Source organism: Micromonospora inyonensis (assembly GCF_900091415.1).
Taxonomy (GTDB): Bacteria; Actinomycetota; Actinomycetes; order Mycobacteriales; family Micromonosporaceae; genus Micromonospora; species Micromonospora inyonensis.
In genome coordinates, this window is the sequence record NZ_FMHU01000001.1 from 3042283 (window position 1) to 3061562 (window position 19280).

General features: G+C 69.2%; 15 protein-coding genes and 1 pseudogene. 10 read left to right on the forward strand and 6 right to left on the reverse strand.

What is annotated here, in order from left to right; all coding sequences use genetic code 11:
- Positions 1–105 precede the first annotated feature (105 nt).
- From GA0074694_RS13790 to GA0074694_RS13815, 6 genes are all read left to right on the forward strand, one after another.
- Positions 106–657, forward strand: a complete 552-nt coding sequence (locus tag GA0074694_RS13790; RefSeq protein ID WP_141714098.1) for a hypothetical protein — start codon at positions 106–108, stop codon at positions 655–657.
- Positions 654–1334 carry a transcriptional regulator gene (locus GA0074694_RS13795; RefSeq protein ID WP_091459139.1) on the forward strand — a complete coding sequence of 227 codons (681 nt, stop codon included), beginning with the start codon at positions 654–656 and terminating at the stop codon, positions 1332–1334. The genes GA0074694_RS13790 and GA0074694_RS13795 overlap by 4 nt, the downstream gene beginning before the upstream one ends.
- A 225-nt stretch (positions 1335–1559) precedes the next feature.
- Positions 1560–5477 carry a hypothetical protein gene (locus GA0074694_RS13800; protein WP_091458022.1) on the forward strand — a complete coding sequence of 1306 codons (3918 nt, stop codon included), beginning with the start codon at positions 1560–1562 and terminating at the stop codon, positions 5475–5477.
- A gap of 1281 nt (positions 5478–6758) precedes the next feature.
- Positions 6759–7646, forward strand: a complete 888-nt coding sequence (locus GA0074694_RS13805; protein WP_091458024.1) for a replication-relaxation family protein — start codon at positions 6759–6761, stop codon at positions 7644–7646.
- Positions 7647–8030: 384 nt separating this feature from the next.
- On the forward strand, positions 8031–8939 hold the full coding sequence (locus GA0074694_RS13810) for a DUF2637 domain-containing protein (RefSeq protein ID WP_091459142.1): 909 nt from the start codon (positions 8031–8033) through the stop codon (positions 8937–8939).
- Entirely contained in the window at positions 8936–9337 is a 402-nt protein-coding gene (locus tag GA0074694_RS13815) for a hypothetical protein (protein ID WP_091458026.1), read from the forward strand. The genes GA0074694_RS13810 and GA0074694_RS13815 overlap by 4 nt, the downstream gene beginning before the upstream one ends.
- Here GA0074694_RS13815 and GA0074694_RS13820 read toward each other — a convergent pair.
- Both GA0074694_RS13820 and GA0074694_RS31620 read right to left on the reverse strand, forming a co-directional pair.
- A pseudogene (locus GA0074694_RS13820) lies at positions 9310–10086 on the reverse strand (IS110 family RNA-guided transposase); the annotation flags it as partial. The gene GA0074694_RS13815 and the pseudogene GA0074694_RS13820 sit on opposite strands and share 28 nt — an antisense overlap.
- Positions 10087–10214: 128 nt before the next feature.
- Positions 10215–10376, reverse strand: coding sequence for a hypothetical protein (locus GA0074694_RS31620; protein ID WP_176737899.1), 162 nt, complete (start codon positions 10374–10376; stop codon positions 10215–10217).
- A gap of 262 nt (positions 10377–10638) precedes the next feature.
- On the opposite strand from GA0074694_RS31620, the gene GA0074694_RS13825 reads away from it, so the two are divergent.
- Complete coding sequence (locus GA0074694_RS13825) at positions 10639–11871, forward strand: IS110 family RNA-guided transposase (protein WP_091458445.1); 1233 nt, start codon at positions 10639–10641, stop codon at positions 11869–11871.
- Positions 11872–12119: 248 nt separating this feature from the next.
- Positions 12120–12560: an NUDIX hydrolase gene (locus tag GA0074694_RS13830; RefSeq protein ID WP_091458029.1), complete on the forward strand. Its 441-nt coding sequence runs from the start codon at positions 12120–12122 to the stop codon at positions 12558–12560.
- Here GA0074694_RS13830 and GA0074694_RS34190 read toward each other — a convergent pair.
- Positions 12452–12853 carry a histidine phosphatase family protein gene (locus tag GA0074694_RS34190; RefSeq protein ID WP_141714135.1) on the reverse strand — a complete coding sequence of 134 codons (402 nt, stop codon included), beginning with the start codon at positions 12851–12853 and terminating at the stop codon, positions 12452–12454. The two genes, GA0074694_RS13830 and GA0074694_RS34190, sit on opposite strands and share 109 nt — an antisense overlap.
- A gap of 148 nt (positions 12854–13001) precedes the next feature.
- Between GA0074694_RS34190 and gltX the strand changes: the two genes are divergently transcribed.
- Positions 13002–14426: a glutamate--tRNA ligase gene (gene gltX / locus GA0074694_RS13840; RefSeq protein ID WP_218105682.1), complete on the forward strand. Its 1425-nt coding sequence runs from the start codon at positions 13002–13004 to the stop codon at positions 14424–14426.
- A 125-nt stretch (positions 14427–14551) separates the two neighbouring features.
- Positions 14552–16270 (forward strand): arginine--tRNA ligase, encoded by a 1719-nt coding sequence (gene argS / locus GA0074694_RS13845; RefSeq protein WP_091458037.1) that lies wholly within the window; start codon positions 14552–14554, stop codon positions 16268–16270.
- Positions 16271–16306: 36 nt separating this feature from the next.
- On the opposite strand, the gene GA0074694_RS13850 is transcribed toward argS, so the two are convergent.
- The 3 genes from GA0074694_RS13850 to GA0074694_RS13860 are packed head-to-tail and all read right to left on the reverse strand — an operon-like array spanning position 16307 to position 19277.
- Positions 16307–17665 (reverse strand): hypothetical protein, encoded by a 1359-nt coding sequence (locus GA0074694_RS13850; protein ID WP_245714680.1) that lies wholly within the window; start codon positions 17663–17665, stop codon positions 16307–16309.
- Between the two features lie 11 nt (positions 17666–17676).
- Positions 17677–18309 carry an FkbM family methyltransferase gene (locus tag GA0074694_RS13855; RefSeq protein ID WP_245714681.1) on the reverse strand — a complete coding sequence of 211 codons (633 nt, stop codon included), beginning with the start codon at positions 18307–18309 and terminating at the stop codon, positions 17677–17679.
- Positions 18306–19277 (reverse strand): NAD-dependent epimerase/dehydratase family protein, encoded by a 972-nt coding sequence (locus GA0074694_RS13860; RefSeq protein WP_091459151.1) that lies wholly within the window; start codon positions 19275–19277, stop codon positions 18306–18308. The genes GA0074694_RS13855 and GA0074694_RS13860 overlap by 4 nt, the downstream gene beginning before the upstream one ends.
- Between the last annotated feature and the right edge of the window lie 3 nt (positions 19278–19280).

Here is a 19280-nt window from a genome sequence, read left to right on the forward strand (position 1 = left end):
GCGAACTGAACCGGGAGAAACTTCGTGGCCTATCAACCGGGGCCTAACAACTTGCTTCGCGCGGCACGGCTGGCGCTGCTGTCTCCGTCCGGGTCGGGTCGGCCGATGTCCCGGCAGGAGCTGGCCGACGCGGTGAATGCCCATGCCCACGCCCACGCGGGATGTCGCAGTGCCGTGGATGCCCGCTACATCGGCAAGCTCGAACGCGGGGAGCATCGGTGGCCGTTCGAGCCGTACCGCACGGCCTTGCGGGAGATCTTGCGTAAATCGACCAACGCCGACCTCGGGTTCTTCATCGTCAAGGGACACGCCCAGGACCCTGAGGTGAGCCCGGAGGAACCAGGACCAAGTGGCTGGACCTCACCGGCTCCCGGCCCCGACCTGGGCCAGGCGGTATCGGTGGCGACGGCGGCTGGTCCGGTCATCACGGCCCGAGCGGCGGTGCGGGTGACCGTGAGCGTTCACGTCGAAACGGTCACGGCATTGGTCCGTCACGATGACACGACGGGCGCTGTCGCGGTCCTCGCTGGGCCCGTCGAAGTGCTCATCACCCCGTCGGACGTCGCGCGGGACCGCCTCGCGGCTGGACCCGGTGTGCCGTCGACCAGGGCCGGCCTTCGCCTGGTGTACCGGCTTCCCGATCGGTGGGCCCGATGACGAATGTTCGGGTCACGCGCCCGGCCGTGGACGGCCGGTATCCGTCCGGTCTGCGCTTGCCGGGGCTGATCAGTCAGCAGCAGGTGGCCGAGGCGCGTAGGGACCTCGGGCGGCGGTTGGCGGCGTGGCGTTCCGAGCGGGGGCTGACGCAGATGCAGCTTGCCAAGAGCATCTGTTACTCCCGCAGTTCGGTTGCCAACGCCGAGATCGGGCGGGACGCCAGCGTTCGCCGGTTCTGGCAGGACGCCGACCGGGCGGTCGACGCGCGAGGGGCGTTGCTGGCCGCGTTCGACCAGATGGCCGCGCTGGTACGGGACTTCCACACCCAGCAGGCGCAGGCGCGGGACGAGGAACGCCAGCGCCGGGCTGGCCGGACCGCCACCTGGGCCTCTCAAGCGGCGACGGGTGACTGCCCGTGCGGGACGGTGGTCGTCGGCCGGTGGACCGGACGGGAGACTCGCGCGCTACGGGAGGCCCTCCGGATGACCGTCCACGACTTCGCTCAGCACCTCGGGGTGGCGCCCGAGATGGTTTCCGGCTGGGAACACTGCCACACGTCCACACCGCCACCGACGATGGCCACACAAGCGGCCCTGGACGAAACGCTCACGCTCACCGACAGCAACGCCAAAGCCCGGTTCCTGCTGATCCTCGACACCCCGAACCCCCACCCGTAAGTCTGCCGGACAAGCGGTGAGAGGCCTGCCTGGCACGAGCGCGACCCCGCGTGCCACGGCAAGGCTTCCCCGCCGCGCCCGGTCAGCGGCATGAGCGGATACGCCGCGGCCAGCGTCGCCTCGAGCGGGGTTACGGTCTGGGACCGCAGTTGTGACGCGGGCACAGGCTGCGGCGGCGACACATGTCGTCCGGATGTCCTATGTTGAGGCGGCATGGGAGGTCCGATGACCGAGTTGCTGACCGCGACCGATCTAGAACAATGGTCTGAGCGTAACGACTCGCGCGAGCACCTGCCGACGCTGGTTCGGCGCCTCATCTTCGCGGTGACCGCTCCGGAGGCACTCCGCATGCCCGCCGCCGAAGCGGTCGGGCTGCCTGGCCTCGATGGCGAGGTCATGAGCCTCCCCGGCGCGCCACCGTTCGTGCCGCCGGGCCGTTCCGTCTGGGAGCTGGGCACGGGCCGTGACCCGCAGGACAAGGCGCAGCGCGACTACCGGAAGCGGGTCGACGGGTCCACCCGGGACGAGCGTGCAGGTGTCGTCTTCGTATTCGTGACGAGCCGGCGGTGGCCCGATTCGCAGGACTGGGTCGATCGTCGCACGAAGGACGACGATGGCTGGGCGGGTATCCGGGTGCTCGACGCGGAAGACCTTGCCGCGTGGCTCGCGCTGTGCCCTGGAGTGCATCGGTGGCTGGCGTCCGAGCAGCTCGGGCGGGAACCGCACGGCGTGATCGGTCTTCGCGACTGGTATCGGAACTGGGCCGAGCGCACTCAGCCGGCCATCCCGGCAGCGCTGCTACTGGCGGGCCGCGACGACCAAGTTCGCCGCCTCCGGAACCGGCTCCGCGCCGAGCCGGGCGAGCAGGTGGTGGCTTCGGCGAGCCGGGACGAGTCTGTGGCGTTCGTTGCAGCCAGTCTGATGGCAGAGCCGCCGCAGGACGAGGCCACGACGCCGCGCCAGACGTCCGAAGGTTCGCCGGTGGCCGCGCCCGGCGGGACAGAAGAATCCGTCGGTGCTTTTGCGGATGCGGAGCCGGGCGAGCCCGTCGGATCGTCCGCCGCGGAGGAGGGCGACGCCGCGATGGGGCTCGCGCGTGCCAGCGGCGCGCCGGCTGAGCTCGAAGCGCTTCTCGAACGAGCTCTGGTTGTCGAGGACGTGCGGGCATGGCGGCGGGTGGTCGCTCATGAGCGCCGGATGGTGCTTGTGCCGGTGTTCGCCGAGCCTGAGATCGGCGACGCCCTCCGCGCCGGTCACCACGTCGTGTTGCCGCGCGCCGGCCGGCGCTCTGATGTCCTGCTTCCACGGCTGCACCGGCACCTCGCTAGGGAGGCATGGATCGCCGCCGGGCTCGGCCATGACCGTGCCGGCGAGTATGGACGGGCGGCGAGACGGAGTCTGGCATCGCTGCGTCGGCGCATCGGCCGGCCCGGCTGGCTCCGGCAGCCGCCTTGGGCCTCGGACACCACGGCGAACCTGCTCGCTCCGCTCCTGCTCGCCGGCGCCTGGGTCGACGACGTCCAGGGCGACCTAGAAGCGCTGCAGAGCTTGACCGACCGCGGCTGGCGAGCGACCGCTCGGGATCTGAGTACGCTGACGTCAGGCGAGGACGCACCGCTGCTCTTGAGAGACCGCCGGTGGGAGTTCGCCGATCCGGTGGATGCATGGGACGCCCTGAACCATGCGCTGACGGCTGAGGATCTCGATGCGTTCCAGTCGCTGGCGCCGGGTGTGCTGGGCGAAAGCGACCCCGCTTCAGGGTTAACCGCACGAGAGCGCATCGCTGCCTCGCTCAGCGAGACCGGCGTGCCGCGTCGGCGATACTCCAACACGCTACGTCGCGGAATGGCCACGACTACGGCGATCCTCGGCGCGGTCGTCGGCGACCGTGAACTCCCCGGTGGTCTCACCGGTCAGCAGCGCGCGTCTCGGGTCGTCCGCGAGTTGCTCCATCGCGCCGACGCCGCGCGGTGGCATGCGGTCGCTCAACTGCTGCCGCTGCTGGCTGAGGCGTCGCCCGAGGGCTTCCTCGCGTGCGTCGAGCATTCCCTCGACGAAACCGATCCGCCTGTGATGTCACTGTTCGCCGAGACGGCCGACGACTTCGGGCTGGGCAGCCACAGCGCCCACTCCCCGCTGCTGTGGGCGCTGGAGAGCCTCGCCTGGTCCCCTGCACTGCTGTCTCGGGTAGCTGTCGTGCTCGGCCGCCTCGCCGACCGGGACCCGGGCGGGCGTCTCGCCAACCGGCCCAGCGCCTCTCTCGCTACCGCCCTGCACCTGCGCATTCCGCAGGGCGCGGGCGATGCGGCGACGCGTATCGCTGCGGTCGACGCCGTTCGGACCGTCGCGCCGATGGCGGCTTGGCGGCTCGAACTCGACCTCGTCAGCCACGCCAACCGAGGGATGATCCTGGTCAGCGGCCCGAAGTTCCGGGACTGGTCGCGGCCGCCGCACGCTACCGTCAACGACATCGTCGACGCACTGGACGCCCTGGCCCCACGCATCGCCGATGATGCCGGTGCCGACCCGGACCGGCTCGCCGCCGCCCTCGCTCTCGTCGACCGCTTTCGGGAGCCCGGCAGGCTCGTGCTACTCGACGCGGCCGAGACCGCCTGGCCCGATCTGCAGGAGGAGGGCCGTCGCACCGTGCTCGCCAGCCTCGCGGAGAGGGTCGCGATGCACCGCCGGCACCCGGACGTGGGCTGGGCGCTGCCCGACCAAGCCCTCCAGCCCCTTGAGGCGTTTCTAGACACCCACGCCCTCCCGGGGAGCCACCCCGAAGATGCCGAGCTGTTCTCATGGCTGCCCTTTCGACGCGGGCTCAACCTCGACCGCGAGGACCCTGATCCGGAGGCGCTCGCGTCCGCGAGGGCCGAAGCGGTTCGACGTTGCCTCAGCGAAGGGCTTCCAGCGGTCCTTCGCCTGGCCGAGGCGTCCGAGCATCCGGCAGCCGTGGGCGACGCCCTGGCTTCGGTAACGACCGACCACGATTCAGCGGTCCTCAAGCATCTCGCGGGCTCGTCGCAGCCCCTGCACGCGATGGCCGCAGGCCTGGCGGTGCACCGGCAGCGGGAGGACGCAGGCTGGCTCGTTGCCACGGCAGCCGCCAGGCCCGCGCAGGCCGCAGCGCTGTGCAGGACCGCGGCAATCGACGAAGCTCTGCTGACGCTCGTGGACGGCCTGCAGCCGGACACACAAGACGAGTTCTGGCGCGACATGCAACCGTTGGGAGTTCCGGACGACCTGACGCCAACTGTCGCGCGGCGCCTGCTCCAGCGCGGCCGGGCCTGGGCCGCGATCCAATTGCTCAGCCACGCCGGCTTCGGCGCCGACCTCGACCTGGCCGTTCAGGCACTGAAGGCACCGGCCCTCGCAGCGACCGAAGACATCTCGCGCGTGCGATCGCCGCAGTACACGGTCGGACGTCTGCTCGACCGTGCCGAGGAAGCAGGCGCGGACGACACGCTGCTCGCAGACCTCGAGTGGTACTACCAGCCGCTTCTCGACCACAGCCGCATACCGAGAGCCCTGCACCGAGAACTCGCCCGCAATCCCGCCCGCTTCGTCGGTCTCGTGTCCTTGATGCACCGGCCGGACCCGGACACCGGCGCGAACTTAGCCGACGAAGAGGCGAGGGACGACGCGGCGTCGTCACAGGCCTTTAGCGCGGCCTGGACGGTCCTGCGGGAATGGCGCACCCCGCTCCCGGGCTCCGTTGACGGGCAGTTGCCGACCACCGACGACATGCTGCGATGGGTGGAATCAGTACGCGAGATGCTCACCGCGTCCGGCCGCGCCCGGGTGCTGCCCGTCGTTCTGGGCGATGCGCTGTCCGGCGCCGTTGCAGACGAGGACGGCACGTGGCCCAGCGAGCCAGTCCGGGATGTCCTCGAGATTCTCGGAGACGCAGACATCGATGAGCATCTCGCTGTCGCGAGGATGAACCAGCGCGGCGTCACAAGCCGCGGTGTCTACGACGGCGGAGCGCAGGAGCGCGCGCTCGCCGAGAAGTACAGTGCGGCGGCGGACCGTGTACGCGGGCGGTGGCCTCGATCGGGCACGCTGCTCGACGGGCTGAGCCGGTCCTACCGCGAAGACGCCCGCCGGGAGGACCGCTCGGCTGAGAGCCAGGGCGATCGTTGAGAAGTGGTCAGCCCGACGCAACCTCATCCGGTTCCGCGCCTCAAGAAGCTCCCAGTCGAAGTCATCGACGTCCGCTTATCGACATGAGAGGGCTTGGGCGTGGAACCGCCTAATCGTGGATCTCGCCGTCCGTGGGTGGGGTCGCGGCGTGTTGAGCAAGTAGTCCAGACCAGGACGAGGGCGAAGGCGTATCGGTTGAGAAGCCTTTGCGCGGTAGGTGGGAAGGCGTCAAGGCTGGCCTCGTCGGCGGTCCGCCGTTGCTGCCGCTGGCGAACCCGACATGCAATTCTGGCGGCTGGGAGACGGCGACGTGGCCCTTGGCTGGCCTGTCGGCGAGAGCGTCGTCTCGTAATGTGAGATATCTGGACCGGCTGGCCAAGATTATTCTGCCTGTTTCGGCCGGGAATCCGTCCCACTGGAGACAAGTACAGGTAAGCGGGTGCTACTGCGTCCGGCTGGGTCCGGAAACGTCATGATCGACTGCTGGTGATGCTGGTTGACAGGGGCTGCCGGCGGAGGCGTACTGGTATGGCAGACGGCCGAGTGGCGGGTCTGCCCGCTGGGTCCGATCGATCGGTGTGGTGATGCTCCTATGGGGGCGTCGCCGGTTGTTCGAGGCTCGGGAGTGGGCGGGCTGTCGATGGTTCTGGGTGACAGGGGGTTCGCCATGAAGGATTCTTCTCCGGCGGGTTGAGTCGACGCCCTACGGACGGTCGTGATGTCGACGGCTCCCGGAGTATCTGTCCCAGGCTGAGACAATCCCCTGCCGGCACGGCGCTAGGCCGCCCTGCTCGCCGCACCTGTTACCGCTGTTTCCGCTGCCGCGACCGCCTTTCTGGTGGTCGTGTCGGTCGTTGCTGTCCTCGTCCGTTCTCTGGTCGGCTGGTGCGTCGGTCGGCGTGTTCGTTGTTAACTCCACAGTGCACATGTTCGCGGTCTTTCGGTGCCTGCGGCTTACACCTACGGCGTCCCGACGTTCGAGCTTTCTCATCTTCTTCGATCAAGGAGTTGCTGTGTTCTTCGTGCATCTCGTCTCTGCGCTCCGGCTTGGTGCCGATAGCGGTGACAGATCCCGTCTCAGTGCCCGTTGCGGGGTCCGGGTTGGCGTCCGTGTTGAGGTCAGTCTTCAACCAGACGCCGGAACGGACCCCCTGTTCCGTCTTACCCCGCAGGTCAGTCCGGCTGTCGACGCGGTCGGCTTGTCCTGCGACAGACCCGTCCTGGTCTCGGGTCTCTCCCCCTGGGGCTGGCATTCCGTACCGGAAAGGGAGGTGGTAGCCGGTGGATGATCCGGTCCTTCGTGTCCAGTCCCAGCTGACCGGCCGTGACCGTGTGCTGCTGGGCTGGTTGTACGACCACGGGGTGTTGACGTCGTTCCAGATCGCGCACGCCCTGTTCCCGTCTCTCGACTTCTGTCAGCGTCGGCTGCGGGCGTTGTACCGGTTGCGGTTGGTGGCGCGGTTTCGGCCGCAGCGCGCCGACGGCGGCTCGTACCCGTATCACTACGTTATCGACCAGCTCGGTGCGGAGGTCGTGGCCGCGGGCCGGGACGAGAGGCCGCCTCGGCGTGATCACGCTCGGGTGGAGCGGCGGCGGTGGACGTCGAGCCGCACGTTGGAGCATCGGCTCGGGGTGAACGGCTTCTTCACCGCTCTCGCCGGCTACGCCCGCACCCATCCTGATGCCCGGCTGGGGGACTGGTTGTCGGAGACGGCGTGTCAGCGGTCGGGGTTGTTCACCAGGCCGGGGGATCCGGCTCTGGTGCGCGCGTATCAGCCTCGGGTACGCCCCGACGGTTACGGCCTGTGGGCGTCGGGTAGCACGGTGGTGCCGTTCTTCCTGGAGTTCGACACCGGTGGTGAGCCGTTGTCGGTGCTGGTCCGCAAGCTGGTCGGCTACCGGGAGTGGTTCGGCACGGTGGGGCGGGTGTGGCCGGTGCTGTTCTGGCTGCACTCCGCGGCCCGGGAGCGCAACCTGCGCCGGGTGTTGGCCGAGACGTCGCCGTTGGTTCCGGTTGCCACCGGTGCCCGCGACCACGCCGCCACGGCGGGTCTGTGCCCGGCTGAGGCGGTGTGGGCCGTGGTCGGCGGGAACGGACATCGGCAGACGCTCGTCGACCTGGCGGCGTGGGTTATCGACGATCGCGACCTAACCGGGGAGGCCGCGTGATCGACGACAGATTGCCGGACGTCGTCCCCGCGCGGTCCGCGTACGAGACCGACCTTCGGTGGTCCTGTCACTGGTCTGTGAGCGTCTCACCGTGGGCGGCTGACAGATCGGTGACAGACCCGGACAGCCCTGACCGGGACCGGGCAGAGGTATCGTCCCGTCCTCCGTCCGGTCGGTCCCCGGTCCTCGTGTGGACCGGTCCGCTCATGGTCCCGGACCGGTATGTCGGGACCGCACGTCCGCTCGTCAGGTCCGGGCGAGATGTTGGTGGACTGGGTGTGCGTGTGGTCCGGTCCGGGGAGGTGGTCCGCTACGACGCCACCAGCTGACCCGGACGAGGGTCCGGCACGCAATCGGGCCGAGGGTGTCCTCCAGGTCGTGATCATGCTGGCTATCGGTGGGGCGGCTGGTGCGGCCAGCTTCACCCACGTCCACAACGTGGCTGCCGCTTATGGTCAGCCGGGGTGGTTGGCGTGGGCGGACGCGATCGTGTTGGAGTTGATGTCGGTCGCCTCCGGCCTGGAGTTGCGTCGTCGTAAGCGGGCTGGGGTGTCGGTGGTGTTTCCGGCGGCGGTGTTGGCGTGCGCGGTGACGTTGTCGCTAGCGGCGCAGGTCGTGGAGGCCGAGCAGTCCCCGATCGGCTGGATCGCCGCGGCCGTGCCGGCGCTCGGGTTCCTGGTCATGGTCAAGATCGCCCTCGGCTACACCGATGCCACACCCACTCCCACCCACTCCGGAACCGCCGTACCCACCGACCAGTCGGCGGACCACTCCACCACCATCGACCCCGTCCGGTCCGGCGGGGACAGCGACGCCCCGTCCACGCCACTACCCGCAGAACGGTCTCTCCCCGCGTGGACCGTCCCCGACACCACAGACCGCCACCCCGACAACGGGCCGGACGGTCCGCGTCCCCGTTCCGGTGGACCGGTCCGCCGAGCTCGGTCGTCGCGGCGCAGACCGTCCGCCCACCCCAACGACGCCGAAGAGTTGCTTCCCGCCGCGCGGCGCGCTCAGGAGCGTCTCGCCGCGCAGGGGCAGCCGTTGACCCGGGCCGCCCTGGCCGCAGGACTACGCGCTGCCGGGCACACCGTGTCCAACAAGAGAGCTTCCCAGTTGCTGAAGATCCTCAAAGCCGAACGGCATCCGACGTCCTCCACCGCAGCCCGGCAACCACCTGATCTGGCCGAGGGCAGGACGTCACCGGCAACACCGGAGCTCTCCACAGCCAAGACCACCAGCTCGTCTATCCCGCAACCGTTCGCATCGCAGTCAGGAGACCTCAAACCATGAACGCCGACACCACTCCCAGCAGCGACACCCGACCGACCAGCCCACACCCGCCTACCGAGGTGCCGTGGACCGCTGAGCGGATCCGCGCGCTCGGTGCCGCCACCACCCTGCCCACCGCCGCGGCCGTCCTTGGTATCAGCCGATCCCAGGCCTACCGCCTCGCCGCCACCGAGACCTTCCCCGCTCCGCTGATCCGGGCCGGCACCCGCATCATTGTCCCGGTCGCCGGCCTCCTCCGAGTTCTTCTCCTCGACCAGCCCACTCCGACTCGCGACCACGAGGGCCGGCGACTTGATCCCGTCGGGGTGTCGAGCGTGGATGCAACGACCCCGCCACCAGCGGACTACACCCGCCACCGCTGGCGGCACCACGTCGAGCACCCAGGAGACGACGAGTGAAAGGGCTCCATCATCACCTCGATCCGCTCGGTGAGCATGTTGATCGCTGCCGTATGCCGGTCGATCAGGTCCAGGTGCACACGGGCGAGGAACGCGTGGTGCTCGGTGAAGCGGCCGTTCAACGCTTCGGTCAGCTGCGGGATCTTTGACCGGAGCCGACGCCGGGCCAGATCCGCGAGCGCGGCCGGGTCCCTGTCACCACCGATCAACGCCTCCAACATCGCCCGCCCGGACACCCCGAGGATGTCGGACGCGACCGCGGACAGCTTGATCCCGGCGTCCTCCAGCAGTTTCTCCAGCCGCTGGACCTCTCGGCCACGTTCCCTCGTGATCGCCGCACGTGTCCGGGTCAGGTCCCGCAACTGGCGGATCGGCTCGGGCGGCACGAACGAGCCCCTCACCAGGCCGTGCGCACCGAGTTGGGCAAGCCAGGTCGCGTCCGCTACATCGGTCTTGCGTCCTGGCAGCGTCTTCACATGCCGGGCGTTGACCAGCATGACTTCGAAGCCGGCGTCTTCGAGCAGGTAGTAGAACGGCTTCCAGTAGTCGCTGGTCGCCTCCATCACCACGCACGTCACCTGCTGATCGACCAGGTGCTCACGCAACGTGAGGATCTGGCTGGTCATCGACCCCCAGGTCGTGACCGTCTCGGTCGTCTTACGACGACCAGCCCCAGCGATCCGGACGCACACCTTGGCGTCCTTCTTCGAGATGTCCATCCCTGCACAGCGGGCGTGAACGACTTCCATGACCAGCCTCCTCACACGCGGACCACAGCGTCCGTCGCGGGGAGGGCAGGGAGATTCGAAAGTCTGACGCACGGGCTCACTGGCACCAATCCACGGTTCCCGTGGAAGCCCTCCGCCACCATGCTGACCTACAGGCTCATCAGCACCACAGAGCATTCGGGGTCGACCACGACGAACCCCACCACCATCCGCCCGAACACAGCCGGACCACAACCAGCAACCGGCGCCGAATCTTCGCGCACCATGGTGCGCCTCGAAGACGGCGCCGCGTTGCTGACCTGGGGTTTCACCCTGGGTCGGAGCCTAATGAGTTCTGGGAGTGAGCCATCCGGCAAACTCCTGGTGGGTAGGTAGCCGCCGGCAGGCGAGCACTCGTGGTGCCTGGACGTGGAGTCCTGATGAAAGAGCGTGCCGCTGTCGGTCGGTGTGGAGAGTTGATCGCTGATGGGATGTCGTGCCCGCCCGGTCGCGGCGTGAGCACTGCTTCATTAGGTCGCTGATGGTTCTCCTCCTGGCTACCGAAGGTGATCGGCTCGGAAGGTGGGAGACGTGTTGCTGTTCGTGGGAGATGACTGGGCGGAGGACCACCACGACGTCGAGGTGATGGACGCGTCCGGTCGCCGGCTGGCCAAGGCCCGACTGCCGGAAGGCATGGCGGGCATGACGAGGCTGCACGCGATGATCGGTCAGGCGCTCGGTGACGACATCGATGCCGAGGACGTGTCCGGGCGGGTGAGGATCGGTATCGAAACCGATCGGGGTCCGTGGGTACAAGCGCTGGTCGCCGCCGGATACACGGTGTATCCGGTGAATCCGTTGCAGGCGGCCCGTTACCGGGAGCGCCTGGCGGTGTCCGGGGCCAAGAGCGACGCGGCGGACGCGCACATGCTGGCGGACATGGTGCGTACCGACTCGCACCAACTGCGCCCGATGGCCGGTGACAGCGCTGATGCGGAGGCGGTCAAGGTCGTCTCGCGGATGCACAAGACGCTGATCTGGGAACGTACCCGCGCCGGCCAGCGGCTGCGGCATGCGCTGCGGGAGTACTTCCCGGCCGCCCTCGCCGCGTTCGAGGACCTCGACGCCGCCGACACCCTGGAACTCCTGGCGAAGGCGCCGGACCCGGCCAGCGCCGCCCGGTTGAGCCTGGCGCAGATCAGCGCGGCCCTCAAACGGGCCCGCCGGCGTGACATTCCGGCCAAGGCGGCCGCGATCCAGACCACGCTGCGCGCCGAGCACCTCGGCCAGCCCGCCGTGGTCACCGCCGCCTACGCGGCCTCGGTCCGCGCGCTGATCGCGCTGCTGTCCACCCTCAACGAGCAGGTCAAGGTCCTGCAGGGGCAGGTGGAGGCCCATTTTGGCCGGCACCCGGACGCTGAGATCATCCTGTCCCAGCCCGGACTGGGCACGGTTCTCGGTGCCCGGGTGCTCGCTGAGTTCGGTGACGACCACGCCCGCTACGTCTCGGCGAAGGCCCGCAAGAACTACGCCGCGACCAGCCCGATCACCCGCGCGTCCGGGAAGAAGAGGACCGTCGCGGCCCGGTTCGTGCACAACGACCGGCTCATCGACGCGCTGATGACCCAGGCGTTCTCCGCGTTGAAGGCCTCCCCGGGCGCCCGCGCCTACTACGACCGGCAACGCGCCCGCGGCGCCAGCTACAACGCCGCGCTGCGCCAGCTCGCCAACCGACTCGTCGGCATCCTGCACGGATGCCTCAAAACCGGCACCCCGTACGACGAGGCAACCGCCTGGTCGCATCACCTCAACGAGGCTGCTGCTTGACATTCAAGCTCCTGGGATGTCTTTCTCGTTGCCCCGTCGGTGGGCCGGTGCTCGGTGGGTGCTCGGGAGCGGTTGGACTGTTGAGGCTTCCGGTGGACGGGTAGCGTGATGGTGGAGAGATGGGTCGACTGCCTGGCGCGCCGCGTCGGCGGGTGCGGCTTGGATCAGGTACCTCTACCTCGTTGTTCCTCCAAAGATGCGACAGGTACCTACTGTTAGCGATTCCCGTGCGCGGATAGGGGCAAGTCGTGCGTCAGATCGTACGTAGGTCGGTGCGGGCCGTTCTTCTGGATGAGGACGACCGCCTCGTGCTGATCAAGCGGATCAAGCCCGGCCAAGCGCCGTACTGGACAACGCCGGGTGGTGGCCTGGAGTCGACGGATGTCTCCCTGGAGGCGGCGCTTCGCCGCGAGTTGCACGAAGAACTCGGTGCCGAGGCGGACCGGTTCGCCCAGGTGTTCCTGTTCACCGCCCCCGTTGGTGACGGCGTTTCCGTCCAGCACTTCTTCGCCTGTCGGCTACGTGAGCTGAACGAGGACGCCCGGACCGGGGAGGAGTTCGTTGATCCGTCGCGTGGCGGCTACCACCTCGACCGGGTGACGATCGACAAGCTGCCTGCGGTGGATCTTAAGCCGGATGCGCTGAAGGAGTTCATCATCTCCAACGAGGAGGCCCTACTGTCCGTGTAAGGGCAGGCTGGCCAGACCATCGCCGGTCCGAGTCCGAAGTCCCGGGCTGCCTGGAAAGTGTTTTGCGGGCTGCAGGCACCGTTCAGGTTTGCGGCTACGGCGCCGATGAAGACGCGGTGCGACACGATGAGGGCTACGCCCTGCTGAGCGGCCTCGTGGGCGCGCGATACGGCTTCCATCGCGCGTTGTCGTAGCGCGGTCGGGCTCTCCCCACCATGGAGAGCCCGATCCGGATCACGAAGGCGTTCGCTGCGCCACGCTTGGTACTCGCTCGGGTACTCGTCGGGGCTCAGGCCGAGTAAGCAGTCGGGTGCGCGCCATTTCGCGTAGAGACGCGGCTGTCGCTTCCAGCACCCCGTTCACAGCAGGTCTGCGCAGATCGGGTGCGCCCCGTCTCGCCTCGGAAGCTCCGGCCCGGATATCGGTGAGGCTGACCGCCGCATGTTCGGTAGCCTGCTATCCGTGACCAGTTCCGATCTCCGTGTTCGCTTCGCGCCCTCCCCGACAGGCATGTTCCACGTGGGCAATGCCCGGTCTGTCCTGTTCAACTGGGTGCTGGCCCGACAGTCGGGCGGAACCATGGTGCTGCGGATCGAGGACACGGACGCGGCGCGGAACCGCCCGGAGTGGGTGCAGGGTATCCTCGATGCGATGGAGTGGCTCGGCATCGGCCCGAGCGAGTACGAGGGTCCGCTGTTCCAGTCCGACTATGCCCCGCAGCACCGCGAGGCCATCGACCGGCTTCTCGCCGCCGGTCGCGCCTACTACTGCGACTGCACCCGGGACCAGGTCATCGCGCGTACGGGCAGCGAGCACAAGGGCTATGACGGTTTCTGTCGGGACCGTGCCCAGAGCGACGGGGAAGGTCGTGCGCTGCGCTTCCGTACGCCGGACGACGGCTCGACGGTGATCGTCGACCTGGTACGCGGAAAGCCGACCTTCGACAACAAGTTGATCGAGGATTTCGTGATCGCCCGCGGCGACGGGTCGCCGGTGTTCCTGCTGGCCAACGTGGTTGACGACATGGTCATGGGCATCACCCACGTGATCCGGGCTGAGGAGCACCTGCCGAACGCGCCCAAGCAGCAACTGCTGTGGGAGGCGCTGGGCGCTGAGCCCCCGGTATGGGTGCACGCGCCGATCCTGGTCAACGAGAAGCGGCAGAAGCTGTCCAAGCGTCGGGACCGGGTGGCCCTGGAGGACTTCCGCGCCGAGGGATACCTCGCCGGTGCGATGAGGAACTACCTGATGCTGCTCGGGTGGGCACCGTCCGGTGACCGCGAGATCCTGCCCTGGGACGACATCGTGGCGGAGTTCCGCCTGGAGGACGTCAACCCCTCTCCGGCGTTCTTCGACGTGAAGAAGCTGCGGGCCTTCAACGGGGACTACATCCGGGCGCTATCGGTGGAGGCGTTCATCGAGGCGTGTCAGCCCTGGCTGAGTGCCGAGGCCGCGCCCTGGCGGCCGGAGGCGTACGACGCCGACGCGTTCGCTGCGGTGGCCGAACTGGCGCAGACCCGGATCGCGGTGCTCTCCGAGATCGTGCCGATGGTCGACTTCCTGTTCCTCGACGAGCCGGTCACCGATGAGGCAGCGTGGACGAAGGCCATGAAGGCCGAGGCCCCGGTGCTGCTGGCCGCTGTGGTCGAGGCGTATGAGACGTGCGAGTGGCAGGCCGAGGTCCTCAAGTCGACGCTGGAGGCGATCGGCGCGGAGCGCGGGCTCAAGCTCGGCAAGGCCCAGGCGCCGGTACGGGTCGCGGTGACCGGCCGTACCGTCGGGCTGCCGCTGTTCGAGTCGATCGAGATCCTCGGACGTGAGCGAACCGTGGCTCGCCTGCGAGCCGCACTCGACCGCCTGAGCTGACCTCTTCGCCACCGGCGGATCGATCCGCCGGTCAACCTGGTCGTCGATCGATCCGCTCCCCGAGCATTCCCCCGGCAGATCCGCCTCGCTGCGCGAGGCGGATCGGAGCGAGATTGGCGCACTTCATGAATCTTGAAAAGCTGTTGGCCGGCCGGCTGGCGCAGGCGTTCTCGGCCGTGGCCGGCGAGCCCGTCGACCCGGTCGTACGGCGGTCGCAGCACGCCGACTACCAGTCTGACGCCGCCCTGTCCCTGGCGCGTCGGCTCGGCCGCCCGCCCCGGGACATCGCCACCGAGGTCCTCGGCCGGGTGGAGCTGGCGGACCTCTGTGCGGCTGTGGAGGTGTCCGGTCCGGGTTTCATCAACCTGACGGTCGCCGACCCGGCTCTTGGCACCCTACTGTCGAGGTTGGCCGCCGACGCCCGCCTCGGCGTCGCGGTGAGCGCCGCTTCCGAGACGGTGGTCGTCGACTACTCGGCGCCGAACGTGGCCAAGGAGATGCACGTCGGGCACCTCCGGTCCACCGTCATCGGCGACGCCGCCGTACGGCTGCTGGAGTGGCTCGGGCACCGGGTGATCAAGGCCAACCACCTGGGCGACTGGGGCACCCCCTTCGGGATGCTCATCGAGCACCTGCTCGACCTGGGCGAGGCGGAGGCCGCCCACGAGCTGTCCGTCGGCGACCTGGACACGTTCTACAAGGCCGCCAGGGCGAAGTTCGACGCCGACGACACGTTCAAGGAGCGGGCCCGGCAGCGGGTGGTCGCCCTGCAGGGCGGCGACGAGCTGACCCTGCGGTTGTGGCGGCTGCTGGTCGCCGAGTCGGAGAAGTACTTCCTGACCGTCTACGACCAGCTCGGCGTCCTGCTCACCGAGCAGGACTTCCACGGCGAGAGCTACTACAACGACATGCTCGCCCCGGTCACCGAGGAACTGGACCAGCTCGGGCTGCTGCGGGACAGCGGTGACGCCGCCTGCGTCTTCCCAGAGGGCTTCACCGGCCGCGACGGGCAGCCGCTGCCGCTCATCGTGCGCAAGCGCGACGGCGGGTACGGCTACGCGGCCACCGACCTCGCGGCGATCCGGCACCGGACCCGGGACCTCGGCGCGACCCGGCTGCTCTACGTGGTGGGCCTGCCGCAACGTCAGCACTTCGAGATGGTGTACGCGGTCGCCCGGCAGGCCGGATGGCTGAGCCCGCCCGCGCGGGCCGAGCACGTCGGCTTCGGCTCGATCCTCGGCCCGAACGGCAAGATGCTGCGCAGCCGGGTCGGCGGCTCGATCAAGCTCGTCGGACTGCTCGACGAGGCCGTGACCAGGGCCTCCGAACTGGCCCGGCAGAAGAACCCCGACCTGTCCGAGGCGGCCGTCGCCGACGTCGCCCCCGCGGTCGGCATCGGCGCCATCAAGTACGCCGACCTGTCCACCGACCGGATCAAGGACTACGTCTTCGACTGGCAGCGGATGCTCTCTCTCGACGGCAACACCGCCCCGTACCTCCAGTACGCCCACGCCCGGATCCGGTCCATCTTCCGCCGCGCCGGCATCGAGCAGTTCACCGCAGGACCGATCTCGATCGGTCACCCGGCAGAGCACGCCCTCGCCCTCGAACTGGTCAACTTCGGCACCGTCGTCACCGGCGTCGAGCACACCCTGGAGTTCCACCGGCTCGCCGGATACCTGCACACCCTCGCCGCCACCTTCAGCGGGTTCTACGAGCGCTGCCCGGTTCTTGGCGCCGCCGGCGAGGTACGCGACAGCCGGCTGGCCCTGTGCGACCTCACCGCCCGGGTCCTGCACCGAGGTCTGTACCTGCTGGGCATCGCCACCCCGGACCGCATGTAGCGATCGTCCCCTCAACCACTCCCGTTCACGACCCGTCTACCTACCCGCTGGCTCGGGGCTGGGCTGTGCTTCCGGCAGACAGGTGCTGGGCCTGGTGTCGAACGGCGCTACGAGGTGGCCGAAGTTGGTGCCGAGGACCTCGTCGCTGACCCGGAAGATCTCAGGTGCCCGGGGTCCGACCCGGCCACCGCCCGGGAGCCGGGCGGCGGCAAGGGTCGCGGTGAGCAGCCAGCCGCGCGGCGACGGGGTGATGACGAGCCTTCCGTCTGCCGCACCGCTGGGGGCAGGGACCAGTTGGTCACCATCCCAGCGGACCGACGCCGTCCGGGAGGCCCTCTCGTCGGCGTGCGTGGCCGCGCCGAAGATCGTGCAGCTGGTGCCGATGGAAAAGACCTCCTCCGCGAGTTGCTCGACCGCGCCGGTGTCGGGCTCGTTTCCTTCCCGGGCGAGCAGGTTGACCGCGTGCAGCAGGACCCGACGGTCGGATGGTGCCGCTTCCATGGCCGACGTGAGCCGAGCGTTGAAGTCGGTGGGCTGGAACCCGTTGGAGGTGAGGATGCCGTCGACGGAGAAGCCGCCGCGGTAGCCGAGGCGTTCGCGTAGCCCAACCCCGATCCGCGCGGTGTGGGTGACGAGATCGGCGGCACCGTCGAGCAGGGGAACGGCACCAGCACAGAGGAACGTCCCCTGCCCGGGGCGGGGAAGCGTCACGAGTTCCATGGGCGGGAACGGGATGGTCCTGGTGGTGAGGGCCAGCCCGTGCAGGCGTACCGGGATGCCTTCGAGGAGCGGCATCAGCCGGACCCGCCAGGTTCCGGATCCGGCGGTGGGGATGGTCGTCGGTGGTGGGCCGTCGCGCCACCACCAGATGCCGTCACCGCCGGCGGACGGACCGGCACCCCTGGGCTGGCAGGAGCAGACGACTCCGGTGCCCTGGTCCACGATCGTCCCCAGCACGGCGAGGTCAGCGGTGCCGTCACCGACGATCGACGGTGCGCGTGGCACCCCGGCGGCGTCCCACAGCGTGTCGACCACGGTCTTGTCCTCGAACAGCCGCCACGCGGGCTGCCTGACGCCGAACCGTCGCCGGGTCCCGGCCCTCGGCGGGTCGAGCGGGTCGGGCAGAACGAGTGTCGCGGTGTGGTCGGGGTCGAAGGCGTCCGCCGGTTCGGCGAGCCAGCCGGAGCTGTCGAGCCCGCCGATCGCGTGGTGCTGCCACGCGAGGTGGTCGGACGCGCCGCGCAGTGTCCGGGGTCGGACCTCGGACGGTGCGTCGTCCAGGGCGATGGCGAGGCACCGGGCCGGGCCGAGCAGGTCCTGCCAGGCTGACGCGTCGTCGGCGCGTCCGCAGAGGACGATCAGTTTGCCGTCGGGTAGCAGCTGGGTGATCGACATGCCGGGGTGGGTCATCGGCGTCGCCGCCAGGGTCGGTCTGTCCGCTGCAGGATCAGGTTTGCTGGTGTCTCGTGGACGAGTTCGTAGGTGTCCGGGCCGAGGTGGCGGTGGATCGTGTGGCGGTGCCGGTCGGGGTGCTCGTCGTCGAACTCGACGATGACGATGGTCGGCCGGTGCCGGGTGTGGTCGAAGGAGTCCCAGACGTCGAGTTCGGTGCCTTCGACGTCGATGCTGAGCAGGTCGATCTGTTCGATGCACCACTGGCCGAGGAGGTCTTCCAGGGGGCGGCAGGCGACGAGGATCTCCTGGTAGTCGGTGCCGCGCCGCTGCAGGCCGGACCACGAGGGCTTGTGGGCGTACATGCCGAACGGCCAGAGTCCGGGGGTGGCGGACACGGCGCAGGTGTCCACGGCGCAGCAGCGGTCCCGGAGGCGTTGGTGGTTGCGGGGGTCGGCGTCCACGCAGAGTCCGCGCCAGCCCCGGTTCTCGAAGTAGAGGCTGTTGCTGCCGCGTACGCCGTCGCCAGCGCCGACGTCGACGAACACTCCGTGCACCGGGAGGTGGTAGTTCTCGGCGAGCCAGCGGTCCTCGCCCCACTGCGAGTGGTACGGCGCGGGTTGGGTGTAGGGCAGCATCGCCGTCATCCCCTCCACCGCTTGATCAGGTCCTGCTCACGGGCATGATCGAGCCATCGCTGTGACCAACTGCGCCGTAGCGCCTGCCAACCGAGGGCGTCGGTGATGCTGTCGGCAAGGGGGCGGAGGGTGAGACCGGCGTCGGTGGCACGGCTGTTGTCGACCGACATGAGAGCCAGTTCGGGGCTACTGGCGGGCAGCCACAGCGGGATCTCGGTCCACGGTTGGAGGCGATGGGCGAGGGCGAACTCCTCGCCGACGCGACAGGGGGCAACGGCTCGGCCGGCGCTGGTGAGGACCGTGTCCACCAGGGTTCGGGCGGTGGTGCGGGCACCGGCGACGTTGAGGACGCCGGTCCGTCGCTGGTCGATGGCGTCGCGCAGAAACCGGGCGACATCGACGGCATCGACGAGTTGGATGGCCTGGCGGTCGTCCATCGGGACGAGAACGTCGCCGCCGCGCAGGGCGCGTTCGAGCCAGTAGGCGAGGCGTTCGCTGTCGTCGTACCGGCCGATGACCAGGCCGAGGCGGGCGGTGAGCAGCGGTACGTCGGTCCGGTCGAGACGACGCCGGAGGTACCGCTCGCAGCGGAGCTTGCGGGTGGCGGAGGCACGTACCGGGTGGGAGACGTCAGCCGCGATGGTGGGTGCCCGTTCGGTCAGGCCGTGCCGGCCGGGTGTCCTGCGGTAGACCCCGCAGCTGGAGACGAACAGGTACCGGCCGACGCCACCGAGCAGGGGCAGGACCGGGCGCAGGTCGTCGACGTCGCGGGCGCTGGTGTCGATGACCGCGTCCCAGGGTTCGGCGAGGACGGCGGCTGCTTCGACGGTTGGTGCGCGTCGGTCGGTGAGGACGTGGCGGGTGATCCCGGCGAAGGGTGACGGTGACCGGCCCCGGTAGAGCACGGTGACGTCGTCTCCGCGCCGGAGGCATTCCTCCACGATGTGCCGGCCCACGAACCGGGTGCCACCGAGCATGAG

Coding starts and splice junctions, on each gene's coding strand:
- GA0074694_RS13790 (WP_141714098.1), top strand. CDS start 106: ATGTCCCGGCAGGAGCTGGCCGACGCGGTGAATGCCCATGCCCACGCC.
- GA0074694_RS13795 (WP_091459139.1), top strand. CDS start 654: ATGACGAATGTTCGGGTCACGCGCCCGGCCGTGGACGGCCGGTATCCG.
- GA0074694_RS13800 (WP_091458022.1), top strand. CDS start 1,560: ATGACCGAGTTGCTGACCGCGACCGATCTAGAACAATGGTCTGAGCGT.
- GA0074694_RS13810 (WP_091459142.1), top strand. CDS start 8,031: ATGCTGGCTATCGGTGGGGCGGCTGGTGCGGCCAGCTTCACCCACGTC.
- GA0074694_RS13815 (WP_091458026.1), top strand. CDS start 8,936: ATGAACGCCGACACCACTCCCAGCAGCGACACCCGACCGACCAGCCCA.
- gltX (WP_218105682.1), top strand. CDS start 13,002: ATGTTCGGTAGCCTGCTATCCGTGACCAGTTCCGATCTCCGTGTTCGC.
- argS (WP_091458037.1), top strand. CDS start 14,552: ATGAATCTTGAAAAGCTGTTGGCCGGCCGGCTGGCGCAGGCGTTCTCG.
- GA0074694_RS13850 (WP_245714680.1), bottom strand. CDS start 17,665: ATGTCGATCACCCAGCTGCTACCCGACGGCAAACTGATCGTCCTCTGC.
- GA0074694_RS13855 (WP_245714681.1), bottom strand. CDS start 18,309: ATGACGGCGATGCTGCCCTACACCCAACCCGCGCCGTACCACTCGCAG.
- GA0074694_RS13860 (WP_091459151.1), bottom strand. CDS start 19,277: ATGCTCGGTGGCACCCGGTTCGTGGGCCGGCACATCGTGGAGGAATGC.